21 protein-coding genes are annotated in these 22,923 nt (G+C 56.2%); 11 read left to right on the top strand and 10 right to left on the bottom strand.

All coding sequences use genetic code 11. The features are described from left to right. Positions 1-70: 70 nt before the first annotated feature. The 7 genes from ACT3UM_RS14825 to fhuB all read right to left on the bottom strand — a co-directional run bounded on the left by ACT3UM_RS14825 (position 71) and on the right by fhuB (position 7,857). Positions 71-1,318 (bottom strand): type II toxin-antitoxin system HipA family toxin, encoded by a 1,248-nt coding sequence (locus ACT3UM_RS14825; RefSeq protein WP_498900032.1) that lies wholly within the window; start codon positions 1,316-1,318, stop codon positions 71-73. Beyond that, the gene (locus ACT3UM_RS14820; RefSeq protein WP_498900029.1) at positions 1,311-1,646 is read right to left on the bottom strand and encodes a helix-turn-helix domain-containing protein; all 336 of its coding nucleotides are present in this window, start codon (positions 1,644-1,646) and stop codon (positions 1,311-1,313) included. The genes ACT3UM_RS14825 and ACT3UM_RS14820 overlap by 8 nt, the downstream gene beginning before the upstream one ends. Positions 1,647-1,773: 127 nt before the next feature. Beyond that, positions 1,774-2,793 (bottom strand): FecR domain-containing protein, encoded by a 1,020-nt coding sequence (locus tag ACT3UM_RS14815; protein ID WP_498900027.1) that lies wholly within the window; start codon positions 2,791-2,793, stop codon positions 1,774-1,776. Next, positions 2,794-3,345 (bottom strand): sigma-70 family RNA polymerase sigma factor, encoded by a 552-nt coding sequence (locus tag ACT3UM_RS14810; RefSeq protein ID WP_498900025.1) that lies wholly within the window; start codon positions 3,343-3,345, stop codon positions 2,794-2,796. A gap of 6 nt (positions 3,346-3,351) precedes the next feature. Next, on the bottom strand, positions 3,352-5,010 hold the full coding sequence (locus ACT3UM_RS14805; RefSeq protein ID WP_498900023.1) for a multidrug ABC transporter permease/ATP-binding protein: 1,659 nt from the start codon (positions 5,008-5,010) through the stop codon (positions 3,352-3,354). A 61-nt stretch (positions 5,011-5,071) separates the two neighbouring features. Further along, a complete protein-coding gene (gene fhuF, locus ACT3UM_RS14800) occupies positions 5,072-5,860 on the bottom strand; it encodes a siderophore-iron reductase FhuF (RefSeq protein WP_498900021.1) in 789 nt (262 codons plus the stop codon). After that, positions 5,857-7,857: a Fe(3+)-hydroxamate ABC transporter permease FhuB gene (gene fhuB / locus ACT3UM_RS14795; protein ID WP_498900019.1), complete on the bottom strand. Its 2,001-nt coding sequence runs from the start codon at positions 7,855-7,857 to the stop codon at positions 5,857-5,859. Before fhuB ends, fhuF begins: the two co-directional genes overlap by 4 nt. A 183-nt stretch (positions 7,858-8,040) precedes the next feature. Between fhuB and ACT3UM_RS14790 the strand changes: the two genes are divergently transcribed. The 4 genes from ACT3UM_RS14790 (at position 8,041) to ACT3UM_RS14775 (ending at position 12,365) form a co-directional block, all read left to right on the top strand. Continuing rightward, complete coding sequence (locus ACT3UM_RS14790) at positions 8,041-8,985, top strand: siderophore-interacting protein (protein WP_498900017.1); 945 nt, start codon at positions 8,041-8,043, stop codon at positions 8,983-8,985. After that, positions 8,978-9,601, top strand: a complete 624-nt coding sequence (locus ACT3UM_RS14785) for a cytochrome b (RefSeq protein WP_498900015.1) — start codon at positions 8,978-8,980, stop codon at positions 9,599-9,601. The genes ACT3UM_RS14790 and ACT3UM_RS14785 overlap by 8 nt, the downstream gene beginning before the upstream one ends. 56 nt (positions 9,602-9,657) lie before the next feature. Further along, on the top strand, positions 9,658-10,587 hold the full coding sequence (locus ACT3UM_RS14780) for an Rpn family recombination-promoting nuclease/putative transposase (RefSeq protein ID WP_498900013.1): 930 nt from the start codon (positions 9,658-9,660) through the stop codon (positions 10,585-10,587). Between the two features lie 197 nt (positions 10,588-10,784). Beyond that, positions 10,785-12,365 carry an ATP-binding protein gene (locus ACT3UM_RS14775; RefSeq protein ID WP_498900011.1) on the top strand — a complete coding sequence of 527 codons (1,581 nt, stop codon included), beginning with the start codon at positions 10,785-10,787 and terminating at the stop codon, positions 12,363-12,365. Positions 12,366-12,400: 35 nt separating this feature from the next. On the opposite strand, the gene ACT3UM_RS14770 is transcribed toward ACT3UM_RS14775, so the two are convergent. Together ACT3UM_RS14770 and ACT3UM_RS14765 are read right to left on the bottom strand one after the other, a co-directional pair. Then, the gene (locus ACT3UM_RS14770; protein ID WP_066320712.1) at positions 12,401-12,682 is read right to left on the bottom strand and encodes a HigA family addiction module antitoxin; all 282 of its coding nucleotides are present in this window, start codon (positions 12,680-12,682) and stop codon (positions 12,401-12,403) included. Between the two features lie 8 nt (positions 12,683-12,690). After that, positions 12,691-12,969 carry a type II toxin-antitoxin system RelE/ParE family toxin gene (locus tag ACT3UM_RS14765; protein ID WP_498900008.1) on the bottom strand — a complete coding sequence of 93 codons (279 nt, stop codon included), beginning with the start codon at positions 12,967-12,969 and terminating at the stop codon, positions 12,691-12,693. Between the two features lie 116 nt (positions 12,970-13,085). Between ACT3UM_RS14765 and ACT3UM_RS14760 the strand changes: the two genes are divergently transcribed. Together ACT3UM_RS14760 and ACT3UM_RS14755 are read left to right on the top strand one after the other, a co-directional pair. Further along, on the top strand, positions 13,086-13,211 hold the full coding sequence (locus ACT3UM_RS14760; protein ID WP_498900006.1) for a hypothetical protein: 126 nt from the start codon (positions 13,086-13,088) through the stop codon (positions 13,209-13,211). A 138-nt stretch (positions 13,212-13,349) separates the two neighbouring features. Then, entirely contained in the window at positions 13,350-14,243 is an 894-nt protein-coding gene (locus ACT3UM_RS14755; protein ID WP_498900004.1) for an Rpn family recombination-promoting nuclease/putative transposase, read from the top strand. A 39-nt stretch (positions 14,244-14,282) separates the two neighbouring features. On the opposite strand, the gene ACT3UM_RS14750 is transcribed toward ACT3UM_RS14755, so the two are convergent. After that, entirely contained in the window at positions 14,283-15,938 is a 1,656-nt protein-coding gene (locus tag ACT3UM_RS14750; protein WP_498900002.1) for a cyclic peptide export ABC transporter, read from the bottom strand. Positions 15,939-16,149: 211 nt separating this feature from the next. Between ACT3UM_RS14750 and ACT3UM_RS14745 the strand changes: the two genes are divergently transcribed. The 5 genes from ACT3UM_RS14745 (at position 16,150) to ACT3UM_RS14725 (ending at position 22,896) form a co-directional block, all read left to right on the top strand. Beyond that, complete coding sequence (locus ACT3UM_RS14745; protein ID WP_498900000.1) at positions 16,150-17,262, top strand: GNAT family N-acetyltransferase; 1,113 nt, start codon at positions 16,150-16,152, stop codon at positions 17,260-17,262. Positions 17,263-17,285: 23 nt separating this feature from the next. Continuing rightward, positions 17,286-18,581 carry a lysine N(6)-hydroxylase/L-ornithine N(5)-oxygenase family protein gene (locus tag ACT3UM_RS14740; RefSeq protein WP_498899998.1) on the top strand — a complete coding sequence of 432 codons (1,296 nt, stop codon included), beginning with the start codon at positions 17,286-17,288 and terminating at the stop codon, positions 18,579-18,581. A gap of 65 nt (positions 18,582-18,646) precedes the next feature. After that, positions 18,647-19,597 (top strand): alpha/beta hydrolase, encoded by a 951-nt coding sequence (locus ACT3UM_RS14735; protein ID WP_498899996.1) that lies wholly within the window; start codon positions 18,647-18,649, stop codon positions 19,595-19,597. Between the two features lie 159 nt (positions 19,598-19,756). Then, positions 19,757-21,931, top strand: a complete 2,175-nt coding sequence (locus tag ACT3UM_RS14730) for a TonB-dependent siderophore receptor (RefSeq protein ID WP_498899994.1) — start codon at positions 19,757-19,759, stop codon at positions 21,929-21,931. A gap of 80 nt (positions 21,932-22,011) precedes the next feature. Then, complete coding sequence (locus ACT3UM_RS14725) at positions 22,012-22,896, top strand: ABC transporter substrate-binding protein (protein WP_498899992.1); 885 nt, start codon at positions 22,012-22,014, stop codon at positions 22,894-22,896. Positions 22,897-22,923 lie beyond the last annotated feature (27 nt).

The following is a 22,923-nucleotide window of genomic DNA, read 5'->3' as shown; positions in this document are numbered from 1 at the left end:
CAGGGCATGACTTGGCGCACTTTTAACAGCGGCAAGAGATTAGCCACTGCACAGCGACAATAGACCGGACTTAAAGGCGTAGTGCCAGTTGCAAATCCTCGTGCTCAAAGGCACTGGACATGCGCGTGATCTCTGTACGTCGGGCGCCGACCTCCTTTGCCACTGACTGCCAAGTCTGCGTGGCCTCTGCCACTTCGCGGATAATGGTTCGTGCTGATTTCAAGCCTAAGCCAAAGTACTCAGCGGCCTCTTCCAGTAGCCCCAGCGAGCAAGTTCCTTCATCAAGATCAATATTAGTGGTCAGAATACGCGCCTTCATATCCACAGGTGTCGGATTGAGATCGTACGCTGGCGACAACATCCATCCTCCCCGACCCGTCCATAGGAAGCCGTGGTTGCGTAGATGATCGTCAACATTGGACACCAGCACATTGAAGGCTACCCGGCGATAGAGCTGCTCCGAATCTACCTTGGCCTGCGCGCCATGCGCCGTTAGGGCATCCACCAATTCGGGATAGCTTCCTCGCTCACCATCCCGCGATCCGGTCATCGACATGGCAGACAGAAACGGAATGCGCCAACCATCCGCGCGATCAAAGCGACGCGATAACAGCACAGCTTTCCCGGCAACCTGCACTAGTTGGTGCTTGGGAGTCTCAATACCCGCCCGTTCAGCCAGCCTGAGTGCAATCTCCTCCCAGGTTTCCATGCTGTACTCATCTGTATCTTTCGGGAACTTAGCAATCGACAAATACCCGTGCTGGTCGACCACAGACGCCTTGGGTCTGGCTCCCCCCAGTGAAGACCCAGGCGCGAAAATAAGCCGAAGATCCTCCTCGGTTTCCTCATCACGGCCAATCCGCTCGGTAATTTGCAGCAAACGACCGAGTTCAACCAGTGCGGGTACGCCTTCACTAACCGGCGCCTGAAATACGTCACCCCCATGCCAGCGAAAACGCAGCGCCCCAAGCCGGGTTTCGTCAGCCACGCCGAGTAAGTAATGCAGTTCCCCTAGGGTACGTACCTGCCGACCTTCTCGCTCTGCCAAACGCCGCTCTGCTCGCTGCATCAAACGCCGCCCCCAGGTATCCGGCGCCGAGTCACCGATCGAACCAAATAGAGGCTGCCCCGCCTGGGGCGGAAACGTGCCTGCTGTCAGGGCCAGCGCAGACTCAATCGAGAACCGGTTAGCGTCCTTGAGCCAGTCAGCGGCGTACTCAAAGGTAACGGTCTCGCCTCTTCGTGACGCCTGTCGGCGCAACAGCCCCAATTGGCGAACCTGCCCTTGCAGATCGATGTAAACGTCAACATCAGTCATGTGGCTGCTTCTTAGTGGCTACAGGCATACGCACACGCTTGGGTAGCGCTGCGGAAGAGAGGGCTTGGCCGACCTCATCCTGGGAGGGATCGGCAAGCTGCTCAAGTCGGTTGAGCATGCCCAAGGCTTGCAGTGCCGCCGCGTAGATTCCCATGCTCACGCCTGGATCACCCGACTCAATTCGCTGCAGAGTTGCCCGGCTGGTAAAGGCACGTTCCGCGACCACGGCCATGGTCAACCGCCGCCGCTGCCGTGCTTCTCGGAGGTCGGCACCCAGTTTGCGCAGCACGCGTTTAACTGCGGCAGAGGGGTAATGAGGAGTCGGCATTATGTAACCTTCATGCTTCATTAATTCCAATAATGTACTACGAAGATTACAAAACAACAATGAAATGATGAAGATTCCCAGAGAGAAAAAAGGAACCCGAAAGGTGTTTGTTATTGCTGACCAGCCTTTATTCAGAGGCTGCCCCAGCCGCCTCAATCTTGATCCACCAGGGCATGACTTGCCGCACCTTCACCGGCAGCGTGGTCTCGACCATGTTCAGGGTGCGCTCCAGATCGCTAAGCGGGAAAGCACCGAGCAGGGTGAGATTCGCCACCGCGGGATCGACCTCTAGGCGGCCGTGGTGATGCTGCCTCAGCTCTGCTGCGAAGCTCTTCAACGACATATTTTCTGCCAGCAACACCCCTTTGGCCCAGGCGGCCCGACTGCCGTCGGCAGGGTTGAGTTCGCCAATGCCGTTAGCGGCGTAGCTGGCCTGCTGCCCGGCGTCGACTACCTGGCGTTGGCCAGCATGGTCGGCATCGCCGTGGGTCTGAATAGCCACCGCGCCTTCGAACACCGCCAGCAGTTCGTCGGCCTGGCGCTGGTGCACGCTGAAGCGTGTGCCCAAGGGGGTCAGTCGGGCACTTCGGGTATCCAGGTAAAAGGGGCGTTCAGGGTCTTTACCGGTCGTAATCAGCACTTCACCCGTTACCAGTTGCAGCCGGCGCCGCTCCCGGTCGTAGTCGACGTCCAGCGCCGAGGCGCTGCTTAGCCATACCTGGGTGCCATCCTCCAATTCAATGCGGGAAATTTCGCCGGTGGCAGAGCGGTAGTCAGCGCCCCAGTAGGCCACCCATTGCGGCAAGGGTGTCCACTGCCAGGAGAGCCCTACCAGCACAGCCACTATCGCCAAGCTAGAGAGCCCACTCAGCAGATGCCACCGCCCCCGCCGCCGATGCCGCGCCGAGCTGATGACCTGGTCGGCAGCGTGGCGCTCGGTTTCATCCAGGTTGGCGGTAAAACGTCGGCTGACGCCTTCCACCTGCTGCCAGGCCCAGCGGTGAGTGTCGTTGGCATCATGCCAAGCCTGCCAGCGTTGACGCTCAGCTGCCGACATCTCCCCCGCTTGCCACTCGGCAAACCACTCGGCGGCCTCAGCCAAGGCGCGGCGCTTGGCGGTGTCATCAAGGCGAGCGGCCGAGGTCATTTAAAGGCTGGCCTCGAAACCGGCTTCGATCAACGCACACTGCAACATGGCCTGAGCCATGTACTTCTTGACCATGCGTTCGGAAACGCCCAGCTCCTCGGCAATCTGCCGATAGGGTTTACCCTGCAACTGCGACGCCAGAAAAGCCGTCGCCACCTTGTCGGGCAGCTGCGCCAGCATGCGGTCGATCTCGCACAGCGTCTCGATCACGATCTGCTGGTGTTCGACGGAAGGCAGGGTTGCCTCAGCGCGGGCGGCCAGGGCTTCTTGCCAGGCTTTTTCGATATCCAGACGGCGCCAATGATCCACGCACAGCCCCTTGGCCATGCGGCTGAGATAGGCCCTGGCGCCGTCGAAGCTATCCAGATGGCGCGGCGTTTGCAGCAGGCGCACAAAGGCGTCCTGGGCCAGATCAGCCGCCGACTCGCCACAGCCCAGCCTTCGGCTCAGCAACTGCTGCAGCCAGGGTTGATGGTGGTGATAGAGTTGGCCAAGCGAGTCCCGACAGCCCGTGTGATATGCCGTATTCTCAGCTGATTGATAGTTACTCATTAGCTTTCACTCATTCACCCTAGCCACCGCATCGCGGCTGGCGGCTTCCCGCTGCTCACCGGTGAGCTCCACCAGCTGCCCGCCGCGCATTTCCAGCAGGCGGTCGGCCTGGTCGAAGTAGTGGTCGTCGTGGCTGATCACCACCAGCGTTTTGCCGAGTGCCCTTAGTTGGGGTAGTAGTTCGCGGTAGAACACTCGCCGGAACTGGGGATCCTGGTCAGCGGCCCACTCGTCCAGCAGTAGTAGGTCGCGCTGCTCGGCCACGGCCAGCAGCATCGCCAGGCGCTTGCGCTGGCCCTGAGAGAGGTTGGCGTTAGTGACCCGGTCGCCGTCGAAGTCGAGCTTGCTCTGCATGCCTAGTGCGGCCAGCCACTCCTCCATTAGCGCCGGGTCGGGTGACTCGCCTGCGGGGCCCATCAACCGGTCAAAGAGATGCAGGTCGGTATAAATCGCCGAGAAGTGTTGGCGATAGCGTGTCCAGTCTTCTTCCCGCAGCGGCATGCCATCGACCCTTACGCAGCCGCTTTGCGGCTGGTAAAGCCCGGTGAGTAGCCTCGCTAGGGTCGATTTGCCACTGCCGTTGCCGCCGATTAGAAACACTACTTCGCCGCGCTTTAAGGTTAGATCGATGGGGCCGATAGCAAAGCCCGGCCGGGACTCCTCATCCGGGTAGCGATAGCTGACCTGCTCCAGGGTTAGCGCCTGCCAATTATGGCGCAATGCAGAGTGCCCGAATGCTTCACGGTGTTCGGCCAGGTCTAAACTGCTGATCTTTTCGAATGCCACCCGGGCGTTAATCAGCGTCGGAAAGGCACCAATGGCTTGAATCAGCGGCGCGCGCAAAAACAGCAGCGTGAGCGAGAAGGTGGTCGCCACCTGGGCCGACGACCAGCCTAGGCCGTTGGCCAGGAAGAACACCACGCCGATGGCGCCCAGCATCATAATGTTGAACCAATTCACCGCGCTCAGATGATAGGTATCACCAAGAATAAAATGGCGCCGGCAATCCTTTGCGTTAGGCGTATAGACATCGCGATACAGCCATTCGGCGCGGTCACGGTTGAGCGCCAGCTCTTTGCGCCCCTCAATCACCGACTGATAATCTGCGTAGAGACGATCCTGTATTTCGCGCAATTTGGCCATATGCCCATAGACCCGCGCCACCAAGCGTATGCCAATTAAAATAGTCACGATCACCCAAAGCGCAGTGACACCCAGCATGGCAGGCGAAAGCCACGCCAAGTAAAGCGTGGCACCTACCGTCAGCACCCCGCCCTGCACCAGTTCCGGCAAGCGTATAAACGCCACGGTCACTGAACTTACATCGGTAGAGAGGCTCGCCAGCAGACGCGCACTGCCAATCTGCTCGGCGCGTTCGATATTGGTATCCAGAATTCGCTTGATCAACTGCCCCCGCAGCCGGTAGACGAAATGGTGACCCAGCGTGGTCAGCGCCAACTGCGATGTCAGGGTAATCACCAGTAGCAGCGCTATCAGCGCCAGGAATTCGGGCAGGATGCGCCAGGGGTCGGCGAAGGTGCCCAGCAGTCGTTGATTAATAAAAGCGATAACACCGATGCCTAAGCCAGCGCTTGCCAGACTAAGCAGCACTACGGCCACAAAGGGCCAACGATAATCACGCCATACGATTCTGAACAGTTCCATTAACTTTGGCTCCTTGCAAGAGTTGAACGCTAAAGGAAGCGCTGCAGCGTGCCGTACTACCCTAACGGCGTTTCTTGGCCGGCTTATTTTCGGGTTTTAGCGGGCAGCCGCCGCACAACGGCTCATTGGGCAGTCGGTATTTGATACAGCATAGCCGCCGTACACGAGCAGGTGTTTCACCGCCCAGTTCCAGGTAACGCACTGGCTGATAGAGTGGATTACGGCGCCCATCGGGCAGCGTCTTGGTGGCGAGATAATCCAGTAGCGGTTCTCCCGCACCGCTGAATTCCGGGTGCCGCGAACAGGTCTTTCCCACGAACTCCACGTAGTGACCAAGATTGCTCCAAAACACCTTGGCAGAAAGTCCGGAGACCACAGCGAGCGCCTCGATCAGTGGCGCGCAGTGGTCATCGAATAGGCTACTGAAACGTGCCTGAAGCGTTTTTGAGGCCAGAGGGACGCCGCCATGCGGCAACCAGATACGAGCAGTCTGACCATAGTCGCCAAACGCCAGTCGCAGCTCATCCCCGCCGACCAGCAGGTCGTAACCCAATAGCAGGTTCGCCACCAGCGTCGGAATAGAGACACTGCTGAAATGAAATTTCGACCATATCGAAGCAGCAGCCAGAAAATCAGCATCGTCACCGTGGCACCGGCGGTAACGCGATAGCTGGGCGAAGAGCACTTCATGATCCAGTAGTTCAGTAGCCGCCAATGTCGTCTCATCAGGCTGACCAAAACAGGGGGCCTTGGCGTTATCCAGCGGCGGCTGGCGGTAAAGCGCCAACAACACCTCCGCGGGATCCGCCACAGCCCAAAGCTCACTCGGCTTGATCGCCACATGGCTCATAGCCGCCGCAGTCCCCACATAAAGTAAGCCCCGCCAATCAAAGAGGCGACCAAGCCCGCCGGTATTTCATATGGGAAGATAATCTGACGGCCGACCCAGTCCGCCAGCACCATCAGCAGCATGCCGATCAACGCCGCCCCCAGCAGATGCTGCCCTGCCCGGGAGAAGCCTACCAAACGCGCCATATGCGGCGCTAACAAGCCAATAAATGACAGTGGCCCGACTACCAGGGTAGCGCAGGCGGTGAGCAGTGCAACGAGCAGTAGCAGCGCTAAACGGGCACGGTTCAGCGTTACCCCAAGCGCCTTGGCCGTCGGTGCGCCTAACGGCAAGATATCCAGCCAACGTGTAAACGGCAGCGTGACCAGTGCCAGTACGGCGGCAATACCGCCGACGATAACGGCGTTGGTGATATCCACGTAATAGGTAGACCCCGCCAGCCAGGCGATCACCTGCTGGCCGCGAGGGTCGCCGCCCGCCAGCATTACGCTGCGCACGGCGTCAAACAGCGCACTAACCGCCACCCCGGTGAGCAACAGGCGCTCGGGGAGATAACCGCTCTTGCGGTTGATGCCCACTAGCACCACTAACGTCGCGAAGGCCCCCAGGGTGCCGACCCCGATCAGCATCGCGTTGGTTGGCGCGGGCAGCAGGAAAATCCCCAAAATCAGCGCGATGGCACAGCCACCGCTAATACCCAGCACTTCGGGGCTGGCCATGGGGTTAGCGGAAAGGCGCTGTAGAATCGTCCCGGCAATCGCCAGCATTAAACCGCTGGCGGCGGCCGCCATCACCCGAGGCAGACGCCACTGCATCACGTTCCAGCTATCCGGCGACAGCAAGTACCAGCCATCAACCCCCTGGCCAACCAGCAGCCCAAGCAGCGTGGCACCCAATAGCGCGAGGATTAAACCGGTGGCCAGGCGGGAAGGCACCGGGTGACGATGGGCGAAAACGCCTGCTCCTTTAGGCGGCTGGTCACCCTGGAGCTTCAAGCGTGGAATCAGCCACATTAACAGCGGTGCCCCCAGGGCTCCGGTAATCGCCCCGGTAGGGATAAAGGCCGCCACCATGCCACCAAACTGCTGCAGCAGCAGATCCGTGGTGGCCAATAGCACCGCCCCCAATAGCGCCGACCATAACAGCCGTGGGCCCAACCGGCGCGCCCCGGCCATGCGCACAATGTTGGGTGCGGCCAGGCCGATAAAGCCGATGATGCCCACCACGCTGACAATACTGCCGGTAATAAACACCGCCAGCCCCATACCCGCAAAGCGTAGATAGGCAAGCGATACCCCCAGACTCTTGGCACTGGCATCGTCCAGTTCCAACACCGCCAAGGGGCGCAGCAAAAACCACGCTGCTACGCAGCTAATTGCCAGCCGTGGCCAGAGAATAGCCACGCCGTCCCAGCCATTTTGCGCCAGCGAGCCCGCACCCCAAATTAGCAGCCCGGAGAGCGCTTCGTGGTTAAACAGCAACAACGCGGTGGAGAGCGCCCCCAAATACAAATTGACCACCAGACCCGACAGCACCACCACAATAGGGGCCAAACCGCGCCGCCAGGAGAGCAGGAAAACCAGCCCCACCGCCAGTGCGCCGCCCAGCAAAGCCACCCATTCGCGCCCCACCACTAATAAGCCAGGGGCCATTAACGTAGCGGTCATCAACGCCAAATTAGCGCCCGACGCCACCCCCAGGGTGGTGGGCGACGCCAAGGGGTTGCGCAGCACCTGCTGCATGAGCACACCCGCCAGCCCCAAACCGCCCCCGGCCAGCAGCGCGATCGAGAGGCGCGGCCACCAAGCGTAGTAGAGCAGCAGCTCGTCAACATTCTCAAAGGAAGGCGCCACTAGCGCCTGCAGGCCCAGCGCAAAACCGCCTTGGCCCTCTAGGCCAATCCAAAATAGCACCACCATCGGCAGGCTAAGCAATAAGCAGGCTTTCGCAGGCGACATACCTCCCACTCGTTGGGCAACTTGTGAGGCGCCTAGCATAGCGGGCACCCTTTTGTGATCACCGAACATCTCGCCACGCGGGGCGTAATAGGCAGCAGCGTCATTGTCTAAGCCTTAATCGTTCTGGAGGTTAATAGTTAAATTATTGACAACGATTCTAAATGATAATAATTAGCACTACAATTGACTCCTTAATTGATGCACAAGTAACGGAGCCTCCTTATGGCAGCCAAACCGAGCTACCAGCTTTTCGATATCACCCTCGCCCGGCGCACTCAAGTCAGCGCCTCGCTCGTCAGGTTCACCTTTACCGGCCCAGACGTTGGCCACATGGCGACCTACGCTCCGGATCAGCGCGTCAAACTGTTCTTTCCCGAAGGCGGTGGCAGCCTCGACCCGCTGTTTGAGATCGCCAAGCTGGAAGAGCATGACTGGTACGGCGCCTATCGCGCACTACCAGATGCCCAGCGGCCCTCTGCGCGTACCTATACCATTCGCGCCTTGCGGCCGGAGAAGGCCGAGGTAGACGTTGAATTTGTGCTCCACGGCGACAATGGGCCCGCCTCACGCTGGGCAATGCACGCCCGCCCCGGCGACCGCCTGGCCATGACAGCCCCCGACGCCAATGCGGAAGGCCCAAAGCTGGGTTACGAGTGGAAGCCCCCCCAAGGCGTGCGCCGTATTCTGATCATCGCCGATGAAACCGCTCTCCCCGCCGCCGCAGGCATTCTGGAAACCCTTGATGACCTGCCGCTCAAACCCAGGGTCGAAGCGCTGTTCGAAGTGCCCCGCAGTGATGACGTTCAGCCGCTGCCCCAAGCCGCTAAGCTGCACTGGCTGGCCCGTGATGCTGAACCCGGCTGCCAGCACGGTGAGCTGTTGATGAGAGCAGTGCGCGATATTGATTTGCATAAAGAAATTCAAGCGCTAGGCGGCACGCCTGCTAACGTTACTATCAGCGCCACGTCCAACGACGAAAGCGACGATGAGGACGGCCCGCTCTGGGAATCCGCCACTCTAGACGACAGCGCGCCCTTCTACGCCTGGATCGCTGCTGAAACCAAGGTCGCCATGAAGCTGCGCCGCTATTTAGTCAACGAGTGCGGGCTCCCCAAACAGTACGTCACCAGCATGGGCTACTGGCGCCAGGGCAAGGCCAATGGATAAAGGCGCAGCAAACGGCACGGCGCTAAACAGTGATCACATAAGCAAGCCAGCTCAAGCACCCATTGGCTGGCGAGACAGCCCTAGCCACTACGGACGCATAAGCCGTGCGCTTCACTGGCTGACCGCCGCGCTGGTCACACTGCAATTTACTGTGTTGCTGGCTTGGCGGGGAATGGGCGAAAACGCTATCACGCTGTTTTTGGCGAGCATTGGGCCTCATGGCTCGTTAGGTTTTATGATTTTGATAGTGACTATGGCACGCCTTGGCTGGGCATGGGTCAACCGCAAGCAGCGTCCTCCGCAGCCGCTCGGATGGGGTGGCCGCATAGCGCGCCTTGTACATATCACTTTTTATGCGCTCCTGCTGTGTCTGCCTGCTTTCGCCATTTTGCGCCAATACGGCCGTGGCGGGGCGCTGCGCTTTTATGGCATAGAGCTACTGCCCGAAGCAGAACGAGACATCACCTGGATGATCGCCCCCGCCGATCTGCTTCACGGCCCACTCTCGTGGCTGCTATGTGGATTAGTCATCGGCCATATTGCGATGGCGCTGATTCACCGCTTCTGGCTTAAAGACCGGGTACTGGCGCGCATGGTGGGGGCAAGGGGCCAGTAGGCACGCAAATGACACAGTCGATATTTTAGGATTCTCGTATTGTCTGAGGAGCACTGATGAGCGAATTACTCGACCCCACCAACGACTACGTTTTCAAACGGCTATTTGCCGAAGCGCCTGATCTGCTGGTCGATTTGATCAATGATCTACGCCCGGACTTACCGGATATTGCCTCGGTAGACATACTCAATCCGACCATTAAGCCTGACGAGCTATACGGTAAATACATCATTCTTGATGTCTTGGCACGCGATGGCGAAGGCCACTGCTATAATGTGGAAGTACAGGTGCGTCGCTATGATGCATGGCACAAGCGCGGTGTGTTTTATCTGGCCCGTATGCTGGGCAACCAGCTTGAAGCGGGTGAGGATTATCAGGCGCTGAACGCCTCGGTGGGACTACACCTGCTTGATTTCGATTTGTTTACTGCAACGGCGTCTGAGCGCCACCAAGCGGTGTGGCGGTTTGAAATGCGCGACGAACAACAGCCCAGCGTCTCGCTGGGGAACATTCTGCAGATGAACCTAATCGAATTGAAAAAGGCAGATCGCCTGGGGTTGACGGAAGGCCCACTACGGGCCTGGATCACCTTCTTTAAACACTGGCAGGAGGAACTCACCATGGCCAATATTGCCCACGAACCGGTTAAGAAAGCGATGAGCCGCATCCGCGAACTCAGTGCCGACGAAGAGGCTCGGCGTTTGGCGTTTGTACGCGAGCGGGCATTGCGGGACGAGGTATCGTTTTTGAACCAAGCCAAGCGCGAAGGACGGCAAGAAGGGCTTCAACAAGGGCTTCAACAAGGGCTTCAACAAGGACGTTTGGAGGAAGCCCGCGAGATGGTACGCACGCAACTCACCTTTAAATTTGGTGAGGTGCCCGAGTGGGTGGAAGCGGCGCTTGCACAAGCCGACCATGATCAGTTGAAAAACTGGATGCGAGAGGTTCTGTTCGCCACTAGCCTGGACGACATGTTTAAGCGCTGACAGCCATACGGCTATTTGCCGAAGCGCCTGATCTGCTGGTCGATTTGATCAATGATCTACGCCCGGACTTACCGGATATTTCCTCGGTAGACATACGCAACCCGACGAGGCTGCTCCGCGATAGGGTACGCGTCACGCCAAGCCTCTGGGCATGCTAAACTGCTGTTCGTATCGCCGTTTTTGTTCTGGAGGCCGCCGTGCAGGATGCCCATCGCCGTAAGCTCCCCATCGGGATTCAGACGTTCTCGGATATCCGCGAGGGCAACTATTACTACGTCGATAAAACCCCGCATATCGAGCGTTTGGTTAACCAGAACAAGTACTACTTCCTCTCGCGGCCACGCCGCTTCGGTAAAAGCCTGTTGCTGGATACCCTGCGCTGCCTGTTTGAAGGCCGCCAGGCGCTGTTTGAAGGGCTGTATATTCACGACAGGTGGGACTGGCAGCAGCGCTACCCGGTGATTCGTATTAGCTTTGCCGATGGCGTGATGCAGAGCCGTGACGGGTTGGACGAGCGTATTCGTGAGCAGTTGCGGGTTCAACGCGAACAGCTCGGCATTACCCAGCACCATAAAACCGATATACCGGGTGAATTTTCTGCCCTCATCCGCGCCGCCCACCAGCAGTACGGCCAGCGGGTGGTAGTGCTGATTGACGAATACGACAAACCGATTCTGGATAACATCCTGGCCCCCGAGCGTGCTCGGGAGCTGCGCGAGGGGTTGAAGAACCTCTACAGCGTTATTAAAGACGCCGACCCACACTTGCACTTTGTGCTGCTCACCGGCGTTTCCAAATTTAGCAAGGTCAGCCTGTTTTCAGGATTGAACAACCTCAACGATATCACTCTAGATGCCCCCTTCAGCACGCTTTGCGGCTACACCGACGAGGACATCGATACAGTTTTCGCCCCGGAACTACCCGATCTTGATCGCGATGAGATCCGCCAGTGGTACAACGGTTACCGCTGGGGTGGACGTGCGGTAACGTCCGTCTACAACCCCTTCGACGTACTGTTGCTATTTCAGAAACGCGAGTTCGGCCCTTACTGGTTTGAGTCCGCAACGCCGACCTTTTTGGTCGATATCCTCAAGCAGCGGGGAGTATTTACCCCTCGATTGGAGACCTTACAGGCAAAAGCGCAGTTGCTAGGGCGCTTTGATGTGGATGACATCACCACCGAAGGGCTACTTTTTCAAACGGGTTATATCACCATTAAGGACGTGCAGGAGCCCATGCTGGGCTATCGCCTCTATACGCTAGGCTTTCCGAATCGAGAGGTGGAAAGCAGTCTCAACGATTTATTGCTACCAGTACTGGGTATCAACGCAAGCGAGGCGCAAACTCATCAACTGGCGTTATTCGATATTTTTCAGCGCCATGATCTGGCTGCTTTGGAAGCTCACCTCAAAGCCCTTTATGCAGGGCTCCCCCACGACTGGTACCGCAACAACCCCATAGCCCAATACGAAGGCCACTATGCAAGTGTCTTCTATAGCCACTTTGCCGCTCTGGGCGTCAAAGTGACGGTGGAAGACGCCAGCCACCACGGCAAGGTGGATATGAGCGTGGACGTTGGTGGGCATATTTACCTGTTTGAGTTCAAAGTGGTCGAGCAATTGCCTGAAGGCGCGGCGCTTGCGCAAATCAAACATAAAGGCTACGCCGATAAGCATCGCGCCTCTGGCAAACCCATCCATTTAATTGGTGTGGAATTTTCCAGCGTTCAGCGCCAGATTGTAGCGTTTGAGGTAGAAACCTTGCCTAAAGGCGCTTGAACCACCCCTGGTTTACTATGGCAGTACGCTTGCCTTCACCCTGCCGCGTGAAGAGGAGTGACCTGAGCGCGTGGACGCTGTGACGCTTGCCATAGCTCATACTTGAGCTGCATTTCCAGCCACATTTCGGCGCTGGTACCCAATGCTTGCTCAAGCCTCAGTGCCATGTCGGCAGAAATACCGGCATTACCGTTCAGAATCCGCGATAGCGCAGTACGCGTCACGCCAAGCTGCTGGGCCGCCTGGGTAACAGAGATATCGCCAATGTACTCGCGCAAAACAGCGCCAGGATGAGCGGGATTATGCATGCGGTTCATGCGACCTCCTAGTGATAGTCTTGATAATCAACGAGGATGGCATCCTTACCTTCGAAAGCGAAGGTGAGTCGCCAGTTGCCACTGACAGTGATAGACCAGTGTCCTTTCAGCTTGTGGGACAATGGATGCAGCCTCCAATCCGGCGCATTCATATCCTCAGGGGCTTTTGCACTGTCCAGCGCGGTTAGCTGGATTTGCAACTTGGTCGCGTGCTTGGCCTGAATACCAGAAGTTGAGCCGGTTTCGAAGAACTTGCGCAGGCCTTTGTGTCGAAAGCTCTTGATCATATGCGCAGTGTATAGCCACGCTACACGTCTATCAACTATGTAGCCTCAGCCGTCTTTAACACTTCCTCCGTACCACCTGGCTGCTCTGGCGCCAACAGCTAGTAGCGGTCATCCAGATGTATACTTATCACTACCGTTTACAGGATCGTTACCGTGTGGATGTGGTCAGTATGGCGGTGCTTACGGATTTACGAGAGGACTTCCTGCCCACGAAGCTTTATTACCAGCGCCTGGGACTGTGAGCTAGCGTTTACCGGCGCTGGTTCGCCGCTTCTGGCTTAAAGACCGGTTACTGGCACGAATGATGGGGGTTAGTGGCCAGTAGGCTCGCAATGACACAGTCGATATTTTAGGATTCTCGTATCGTCTGAGGAGCACTGATGAGCGAATTACTCGACCCCACCAACGACTACGTTTTCAAGCGGCTATTTGCCGAAGCGCCTGATCTGCTGGTCGATTTGATCAATGATCTACGCCCGGACTTACCAGACATTGCCTCGGTAGACATACTCAATCCAACCATTAAGCCTGACGAGCTATACGGTAAATACATCATTCTCGATGTCTTGGCACGCGATGGCGAAGGCCACTGCTATAATGTGGAAGTACAGGTGCGTCGCTATGATGCGTGGCACAAGCGCGGTGTTTTTTATCTGGCCCGTATGCTGGGCAACCAGCTTGAAGCGGGTGAGGATTATCAGGCGCTGAACGCCTCGGTGGGACTACACCTGCTTGATTTCGATTTGTTCACTGCAACGGCGTCTGAGCGCCACCAAGCGGTGTGGCGGTTTGAAATGCGCGACGAACAACAGCCCAGCGTCTCGCTGGGGAACATTCTGCAGATGAACTTAATCGAATTGAAAAAGGCAGATCGCCTGGGGTTGACGGAAGGCCCACTACGGGCCTGGATCACCTTCTTTAAACACTGGCAGGAGGAACTCACCATGGCCAATATTGCCCACGAACCGGTTAAGAAAGCAATGAGCCGCATCCGCGAGCTGAGTGCCGACGAAGAGGCTCGGCGTTTGGCGTTTGTACGCGAGCGGGCATTGCGGGACGAGGTATCGTTTTTGAACCAAGCTAAGCGCGAAGGACGGCAAGAAGGACGCTTGGAGGAAGCCCGCGATATGGTGCGCACGCAACTCACCTTTAAATTTGGTGAGGTGCCCGAGTGGGTAGAAACGGCGCTTGCACAAGCCGACCATAATCAATTGAAAGACTGGATGCGAGAGTTGCTGTTCGCCGCTAGCTTAGACGACATGTTTAAGCGATAGCAGTCATGTAATAGCGCAGCATATAGCTGCGCGCGATTGCTAAGACGTCAAACTTGCCTCTACCGCCTCACTAGTCGGCTGCTCACCATCTAGCTGTTCTGTCGCCAACAGCTTGCCGCTCTCCAGCCTCACCAAACGATCCGCGAGGTGGAAGTAGCGGTCATCGTGGGTAATCACCAACACCGCTTTACCCATGCGCTTCAACTCGGGCAATACCTCGCAGTAGAACACCTCCTTGAATAACGGATCCTGGTCTGCCGCCCACTCGTCAAACACCAAAAACGGGCGATCTTCAAGGTAGGCCACTACCAACGCCAAGCGCTTACGCTGGCCCTGGGAGAGTGCCTGGGTAGTGAACGCACCGTTCTCAACGCGCACCTTGTGCTGCAGGTGCAACTTGGCCAGCAGGCGATTACCCTCCTCGTCCAGGCCATCACGCGGTGCCTCTAACAGACGTTCAAAGAGATGGAAGTCTGAGAACACCACCGAGAAAAGCTGCCGGTAGGCATCCCAGCCATCCGCCTCAACACGTTCGCCATTGAGCAACACCTCGCCACCTTCCGGCGGGTAAAGCCCCACCACTACTTTGGCCAGCGTGGTTTTGCCGCTACCGTTGCCCCCCACCAGAAACACCACTTCCCCCGGCGTAAAGCTAAGATTAATCGGCCCCAGCTCAAAGAAATCATCGCTCTGCTCGTGGTAGTACTGATGGGTGACGTCGCGCAATTCAAGCCGTTGAAAATCAGGCGCCTGAGGTGACGCCTGCCTCTCCTGCCCATGGGGCATCTCGCGTGTGATGTCATCAATTCGGCTAGCAGCTACCCGCGCCATATTGATCCGCGGAATATTGATCAGCAACCCTTCAAGGGGCGTCACCATAAACACAAACACCAGGGCAAAACCGGTCATTACCTGGGTTTGATTAGGCCCATCCCCCGCCAATACAAACAGCACCAGGCCAATAAAGGCGTACATCAGGAACTGCCCCCAGCTGGTCGAGATCACGAACAGCGACATGCCATAGGTACGCAGCCGCCGCACGCCTTCAACCGACTCCCCGAGTATCTGATCCATAAAGACTCGACTCTTGCGCTGATGCAGGCGCAGCTCTTTTGCCCCATCGGTCAGCGCGCGGAAATGCCCAAACAAGCGATCCTGCTCTGACGAGGCACTCTGGAGATAGTGAATAGCGCGTAAATGCACCAGATGGTAGCCGACAGCACCCAGCCCAATCACCCCTAAAGCAAACAAGAACACCTGCCATGAGAGCATCGCCAGGTAGCCCAAGCACCCCACCACGATGACCGTATTGGTCAAAATCACCGGCAAGCTAACGAACAGTACCGCCACGTTATTGCTGTGTTCGGTGAGCGCCGACTGGATCCGAGCACTGCCCACACGCTCGAAGTGAGCAAAGGGGGTCTCGGCCACACACTGGGCGACAAAACTGCGTAACTCGGCCAGCGCCCGTTGCCCCAACCGCTCAAACAGCGCCGTCGACACCATCCGACAGAGCATTAGAGCCACGGCAATGCCCGCAAAGGCCCAGGCAGCACTAGCGCGACTGGCGGCATCGCTGGTTAACGCCACATTGATTTGGGCAATCAGCAGCACGCTGAAAAGCCCCGAGAGAATACTGGCCAGCGCAGCAGCGGCCATCAACCCGCGGGTTCGACGAAACAGATAGGAAAGCACATTCACCTCGTTGGAAAGCGATTGAAAATCGACAGCTACTTCTAAAGACGAACCGCCCACACAAAAAGTTAATCAATATTTATGTAAACAAGCCTCATTCTCATTCGTCCTTAGATAAGGAAGTCAGTAACGCCGCCCTCCGATGGGGTGATTTTTTTGCTGTTTTTTTTATTCGTTTCTTTGACTCGTTCTTATTGATAGGAGCTTAGCGGTGTCCAGTTCTGTCCAGGCACAAACACAGGTGCACGTACCCTCTGAAAGCCCCACGGTAGCCTCGCTGCTCTCACGACCAGAAGGGGGCACCTATCGCGTTACCTATGAGATCACCACGCAGACACTTTATGTGGAAGGACATCAAGAACGTCTTGAGTGGTTGTTAGTAGATGACAACAGCACCTTGACGCTGCAGTGGGCACAGCGTTCAGCACCTCCTCTCCCGGCGTTACTGGCGGCTATCGAAGGGGCTTTTGCCTTTCACCCTGGGGCTGTAGCGCTTCGTTTACAGCTACCCACTGTTTTGCATGCCAATCTGTGTGCCAACGGAATCGCGGTTAAAGATCCCAATGGCAAACTCTGGGCCTATGCGGAGCTGTTTTGGCAGTTGCCCGCGCTTTGGCTCACCTCCCCTTCCATCTCCCCCTACCCGCAGCAGCCAATTTTGGAGAATGGAAAACGTCATCCACGCCGCCCGCCGCGCCCCAGCGGCACGGTCTATCAGCGCCATATTGCCTGGCTGAATGCCACCCTGAGTTTCCGAGTGCTTGACCTGGAACTTGACCTTGAACGCTTTAACCGCTGGATGAACGACCCGGTTGTCGCCCACTTCTGGGAAGAGCAGGGCGATCTGCAACAGCACCGCGAACGGCTGGAGCGCACGTTGCAAAACCCCAGCGTTGTGCCGCTGATCGGCTGTATCGACGGCGAACCCTTCGGCTACTTCGAGACCTATTGGGCCAAGGAGGATCGCATCGGCGCTTATTACGCTGCCGATGACTTTGATCGCGGCTGGCACGTGCTGATCGGCGAGGCTGCTTTTCGTGGGCAACCCTATGTGGCTGCCTGGATGCCCTCCATCTCGCACTACCTGTTTCTGGATGACTGCCGCACCCAACACCTGGTGATTGAGCCCCGCGTAGATAACGCCAAGATGCTGCACAACCTTGCCCAGTGCGGTTACGCCCATGTTAAGGCGTTCGATTTCCCCCATAAGCGGGCCATGCTCGGTATGCAGCTACGCGAACACTTTTTTAACGAGCGCAGTTGGATTCCGCTGCCTCCGCACCCTGGGTCAGCGCCACGACCCGACCCACGCTTCACCCCATAGACATGTCAGCCACGAGGACTCTTATGCATATTCACGACTTGATCGGCATCGGCTTCGGCCCCTCCAATATTGCCCTGGCCATTGCGCTTGACGAGCAACGTCAGGCAGGGCAAGCGAAGGATGCCTTGTTTATTGAGCGCCAGCCCTGCTTTGCCTGGCACCCGCATATGCTGCTGGAAAATGCCCATATGCAGATCTCCTTCCTCAAAGACTTGGTCACGCCGCGCAACCCTGGGAGCCGTTTCAGCTTCCTCAATTACCTCCACAGCAAAGGCCGCCTGCAAGACTTTATCAATCTGCAGACCTTCTTCCCCAGCCGCCACGAGTTCAATGACTACCTAAGCTGGACGGCCAGACACTTTGAACACCAATGCACCTATGGAGAGGATGTGTTTGAAGTACTGCCCGAAACTGACAAGGACGAGGTCGCCTATCTCCGCGTGCGTTCACGGGATGAGAGCGGCGCGGTACAGGAAAGGCTCACCCGTTCACTGGTGATCAGCGTGGGCGGCGCGCCCAATGTGCCTGAATGCTTCGCCGGGCTAAAAGACGACCCAAGGGTCTTCCACTCCAGCCACTACCTCCGGGAGTTGGAAAAGCAAGACGCCCCCAAACGCATCGCTGTGATTGGTGCGGGCCAGAGCGCCGCTGAGATATTCCTGGATCTGCACGGCCGCGAAGGCATCCAGGTGGATCTTATTAGCCGGGCATGGGCCTTTAAACCCTCGGACGATAGCCCTTTTGTTAACGAAATCTTCAACCCCGAATACACCGACTACGTGTTCAACAACCCCACTGGCCAGCGGGAAGCGCTGCTACAGGAGTACAAAAGCACTAACTACTCAGCCCCAGACTTGGCGCTGATTCAGGAAATTTACGATGTGTTCTACCAGCAAAAAGTAACCGGCCAGGCCCGCCACCGCTTCCGCCGCCGCCATGAGGTGATCGGCAGCCAAGCAGGCCCTGAAGGCGTTGAGCTAAATGTGCGTGATTTGGAGAGTGGCCATACGGATATCACCCGCTACGATGCCGTGGTGTTAGCCACCGGCTATGTACGCGACACCCATAAACGGCTGCTGGCCCCCGTTGCGGGCTACCTGCCAGATTTTGCCGTCAACCGCCACTATCAGCTCTACACCAAGCCTGAGTTCAAACCGGCTATTTTCCTGCAAGGCAGTTGCGAACCCACCCATGGCTTGAGCGACACTCTGCTGTCGATTTTAGCGGCACGGACAAGTGAAATTTGTGAAGTACTGAATGAGGCACTGCCAACAGCCCATTCCGGCGTATCAACTCCCTCACTCGTAGGCGCGGACTAACCAAGCACTATCAACGCATGGCCGCTCTCTCAGAGCGGCCCCTAATACCGAGACTTACGCCCATTATGTCCTTACATCCTGATGTCGCCGCTTTCTTAGACCTGGTCGCCGATAGCGGCAACCCACCTTTCCACACTCTTTCACCAAAACAAGCACGCGCTGCCTACGAGGCATCATCACAGATGCTTGATGAGCCAATAGCTAACGATGCAACGGCACTGAGCATCACCTGTCGAGATGGGCACCTTCTTGAACTACGCCACTACCAAGGCGAGGAGTTAGCGCCCACCCTGCTCTACTTCCATGGCGGCGGCTACCTACTGGGCAGCCTGGATTCTCACGATTCGCTCTGCCAAAGCATCGCTCAAGCAACTGGCTACACAGTGTTGGCTGTCAACTACCGCCTGGCCCCCGAGCACAAGTTTCCGACAGCTTTTCACGATGCTGAAGACGCCTATTGCTGGCTGCTGAAGCATGGAGAAGCGATGGGCATCGATACCTCACGTATCGCCGTTGGTGGTGACAGTGTAGGGGGAACCCTCGCCACGGCTCTTTGCATATCAGCACGTGACAATGGTTGGCACCCGCCACGCTGCCAAATTCTGCTCTACCCCTGCACCAGTGCCTGGCAGGACAGTGAATCCCATCGCCGTTACGCACAAGGCTACCTGCTGGAAGCAGACACCCTGCAGTGGATGTTTGGCCACTATTTAAATAGCGAAGAGGAACGCCACGACTGGCGTTTTGCGCCGTTGGAGGCTGTGGAGCTCAACAACCTACCACCTGCGTTTATCGCCCTAGCTGAACATGACCCCCTGGTCGATGAAGGCATCGACTACGTGAACCGTTTACAGGAAGCGAACGTGGACACCCAACTGACTATTTACCCCGGCATGGTGCACGACTTCGCACGCCTGGGCAGCATCACACCTGATGCCACCGGCCAGGTACGCGCGGATATCGCCAAGGCGCTACAGCACCATCTTGGCAAGCACCCAAGCCCAGTTGATGTTTAATTACCGCCGCATGGGGCACTGCATGGATGGTAAATGTAGCGCCTCTAACCACAGGTACCTTTTTAAGCAACAGAGTGTTGCAAGAGCGTACAAACTCAGAACATAATACTAATAATAACAATTACTATTAACATACAAATACCATGCAAGGGGATTACTATGCATCAACTTCGTACCGGCCTGCGCAGACACCTGCTCACTGTGGCCATTGCCAATGCCTGCGCGGCGACGCTATTCGCGGCACCGGCTGCTCTCGCTCAAGGCACTGATCTACAATCTAACGAAAGCAGCGAAACAAGTACCACACTACCTACCCTGCAAGTAACCGAAAGCCGTCTCTATGAAGAAGCCACAGGGCCTGTACAAGGTATTGCCGCCACTCGCAGCGCAACAGGCACCAAAACCGATACACCAATTATTGAAACGCCGCAGTCTATCTCGGTTGTTAGCAGTGAGGAGTTTAAAAACTACGGGGCTCGGAACTTCACTGAAGCGCTCGGCTATACTGCTGGCATCTCCAGGTTCAATGGAGCCGAACGAACCACGGAAGGGCTAAGAATTCGCGGTTTTCGCAACACAACAACCTACCGAGACGGCAGCAAATACCAAGCCAACATGTATGACGGTCAGCAAGAGCTCTATGGTCTGGAACGGCTGGAAGTACTTAAGGGCCCCTCATCAATCTTGTATGGTGTGGCTGCCCCAGGAGGCATTCTTAATGCCGTTAGTAAACGCCCCACCAGTACTCCACTACGCGAAGTTAATATCGAGGCAGGTAGTTTCGACCGACGTCAAATATCTGCGGACTTTTCCGATTCCTTGGATGAAGATGGCGTATGGTCATACCGTATTACCATGCTGCATCGGGACAGTGACAGCTTCGTCGACCACGTGCCGGATGATCGCACCTATATCGCTCCAGCTTTAAAATGGCAGCCTAGCGAGAATACTTCGCTCACCCTACTGAGTGAATATCAGCGCGACGAAACGGCCTATGTGTATGGACTACCCACCAGCGGCACCATTCTTTCTAACCCGAATGGTGACATTCCTCGGGAGCGGTTCACTGGGGAGCCCGGCTTTGATGAGTATGATAACGAGCGTTATTCGATCGGCTACTTGCTCGAGCACGACTTCTCTAACAGCCTCCACCTACAACATAGCCTCCGCACTTTCCGGGCCGATCGAGATTTTCCTCAGATAGGTCTTGGCCAAAGTATCGATCAGCGGATTTATGCCCGGAGCGCCCAGGATCGCCGTGATGCCTCATCGGGCTTAACCTCAGATACCTCCTTGCAATATGACTGGGAGGCTGGCAACACCAACAACACCAGCTTGATCGGAATAGACTACACACGACAACGCCACGAAACTGAGCGCTACAACCGAACTGTGTCATCGCTTGATTTATTTGATCCTATGTACGGAAGTGGAGAGTTCGGCGACCCGGTGGCCTTTGCATGGTCATCCAAGCAACGCAGTGAGCAGGTTGGCTTGTATGCTCAAAATCAGATGAAAATCGCTGACAAATGGGTTCTCTTATTAGGAGGGCGTCAGGACTGGACTGAATCTGAGACCTCACCCTACTTTGGCCCCACAGAGTGGAGTCGTGAAACGGATAATGCTTTCACTGGACGTGTGGGGGGAGTCTATCTTGCCGATAACGGTTTGGCGCCTTTCATCAGCTATAGCCAGTCGTTTGAACCTACCAGCGGCACTGACCGTAACGGCAATCAGTTCGAGCCCACGCGGGGTGAGCAATATGAATTAGGCGTTCGCTTTCAGCCAGATGGCTGGGATACAATGCTCACCGCAACCGCTTATGAGCTGACACAGGAAAACGTCAGCGTCACCGATCCGGTGGACACCAGCTTTCAGACACAGATAGGGGAAGTGCGTTCACGTGGTGTCGAATTGGAAGCGAAGACGGCACTAGGCCCCAATGCCAACTTGGTAGCCGCCTACACCTACACAGATGCGCGTACAACGAAAAGCAGCCCCGTTACACCCGATCAGGTGGGCAGGAGAACGGCCAATACACCCTATAACCAATTCTCGCTATGGAGTGATTATCACTTTGGCGATTTCGGCCTGCCGGGGTTGAAAGTAGGAGGTGGAGTTCGCTACGTAGGCCCAACCCGGGCGACTTGGGTAGCGGGAGAAGTGCCGTCGTTTACACTTGTCGATACGCGAGTGAGTTATGAAACTGGATCTTGGGTATATGCAGTGAATGCCACCAATCTCACTGATAAAACCTATATCGAGTCCTGCACTTATGGCTGCTACTATGGCGAGCCGAGAAGCATCATAGGCTCAGTAAGTTACCAGTGGTAACGTCATTACCAATAGAGACAATGGCAGGCGGCATCACCGCCTGCCATTGTTTTATAAAAGCCAAAATAGAAAGTATATAAATGATCGATATGGGCAACTTACCACCGTCAGGCCACAGAGCAGTTTTTTTAGTCATACTGCTATTTTTACCGCTGATCGTGCCACTTGCTAACGCTGAAGAACCCAAAAAACTCGTCACTTTCGACTATGCTATTGCAGATACACTTGCTGCTTTGCAACGCCCTCCCATAGCAATGGCTGGTTTAGCACAATATAGAAAATTAAACCAAGAACACTTACTGCCTGACACCCTTGAGCTCGGACTTAGGTTTCAGCCCAATTTTGAATATCTAGCATCATTGGAACCTGATGCCATTCTGATATCGCCACCGGCCCACTTGAATTTAGAGAATAAACTTTCCGATATTGCTGATGTAATTAAAATCCGGTTGTTTGGGAAAGAATTAAATATTTGGCAGAGCCTTGAACAACTTACTAGAAATTTGGGGAAACTGAACGATCAGCAACAGCAAGCTCAAACATTAATTGACTCTGTAGACGCTGAGCTATCATTAATAGCCACACAGATTGAAAGACCTGCAGATCCTCTGTTGATCGTAGAAATCCGAGATGACCGACATGTTCGTGTCTATGGGCCTGGAAGCCTGGAGGATATGACCCTAACCAAACTTGGATTGGAGAATGCCTGGAAAGGCCACACTAATGACTGGGGGTTCAGCACATTAACTACCCCAGAGGCATTCCAGTTAGAAGGGAAAATAATTCTGCTTCGCTCGAATTACTCTCAAGACTTACCTGACTCAACATTGCCAGCGTCAGGACTATGGCAGCATTGGTTGGATGATACATCAGTAAGTGTCAATAGAAATTATTGGCCATGGGGAGGGTTCCCATCCATGCTCCGCTTCGCTAAATCACTCAAAGAAGCGCTGGAAAATACTTAACTGTCCCGACTGCCTTCACCTGGCAGC

Origin of the sequence: Halomonas sp. AOP13-D3-9, from assembly GCF_052379125.1 — a bacterium.
Taxonomy (GTDB): Bacteria; Pseudomonadota; Gammaproteobacteria; order Pseudomonadales; family Halomonadaceae; genus Vreelandella.
Note: the sequence above shows the minus strand (reverse complement) of the source record. Positions and strands in the feature narration are given on the sequence as shown.

Excerpts from the sequence above, each read along its gene's own strand:
- ACT3UM_RS14825 (WP_498900032.1), bottom strand. The coding sequence starts at position 1,318 with ATGACTGATGTTGACGTTTACATCGATCTGCAAGGGCAGGTTCGCCAA.
- ACT3UM_RS14820 (WP_498900029.1), bottom strand. The coding sequence starts at position 1,646 with ATGCCGACTCCTCATTACCCCTCTGCCGCAGTTAAACGCGTGCTGCGC.
- ACT3UM_RS14815 (WP_498900027.1), bottom strand. The coding sequence starts at position 2,793 with ATGACCTCGGCCGCTCGCCTTGATGACACCGCCAAGCGCCGCGCCTTG.
- ACT3UM_RS14810 (WP_498900025.1), bottom strand. The coding sequence starts at position 3,345 with ATGAGTAACTATCAATCAGCTGAGAATACGGCATATCACACGGGCTGT.
- ACT3UM_RS14805 (WP_498900023.1), bottom strand. The coding sequence starts at position 5,010 with ATGGAACTGTTCAGAATCGTATGGCGTGATTATCGTTGGCCCTTTGTG.
- fhuF (WP_498900021.1), bottom strand. The coding sequence starts at position 5,860 with ATGAGCCATGTGGCGATCAAGCCGAGTGAGCTTTGGGCTGTGGCGGAT.
- fhuB (WP_498900019.1), bottom strand. The coding sequence starts at position 7,857 with ATGCTAGGCGCCTCACAAGTTGCCCAACGAGTGGGAGGTATGTCGCCT.
- ACT3UM_RS14790 (WP_498900017.1), top strand. The coding sequence starts at position 8,041 with ATGGCAGCCAAACCGAGCTACCAGCTTTTCGATATCACCCTCGCCCGG.
- ACT3UM_RS14785 (WP_498900015.1), top strand. The coding sequence starts at position 8,978 with ATGGATAAAGGCGCAGCAAACGGCACGGCGCTAAACAGTGATCACATA.
- ACT3UM_RS14780 (WP_498900013.1), top strand. The coding sequence starts at position 9,658 with ATGAGCGAATTACTCGACCCCACCAACGACTACGTTTTCAAACGGCTA.
- ACT3UM_RS14770 (WP_066320712.1), bottom strand. The coding sequence starts at position 12,682 with ATGAACCGCATGCATAATCCCGCTCATCCTGGCGCTGTTTTGCGCGAG.
- ACT3UM_RS14765 (WP_498900008.1), bottom strand. The coding sequence starts at position 12,969 with ATGATCAAGAGCTTTCGACACAAAGGCCTGCGCAAGTTCTTCGAAACC.
- ACT3UM_RS14760 (WP_498900006.1), top strand. The coding sequence starts at position 13,086 with ATGTATACTTATCACTACCGTTTACAGGATCGTTACCGTGTGGATGTG.
- ACT3UM_RS14755 (WP_498900004.1), top strand. The coding sequence starts at position 13,350 with ATGAGCGAATTACTCGACCCCACCAACGACTACGTTTTCAAGCGGCTA.
- ACT3UM_RS14740 (WP_498899998.1), top strand. The coding sequence starts at position 17,286 with ATGCATATTCACGACTTGATCGGCATCGGCTTCGGCCCCTCCAATATT.
- ACT3UM_RS14735 (WP_498899996.1), top strand. The coding sequence starts at position 18,647 with ATGTCCTTACATCCTGATGTCGCCGCTTTCTTAGACCTGGTCGCCGAT.
- ACT3UM_RS14730 (WP_498899994.1), top strand. The coding sequence starts at position 19,757 with ATGCATCAACTTCGTACCGGCCTGCGCAGACACCTGCTCACTGTGGCC.
- ACT3UM_RS14725 (WP_498899992.1), top strand. The coding sequence starts at position 22,012 with ATGATCGATATGGGCAACTTACCACCGTCAGGCCACAGAGCAGTTTTT.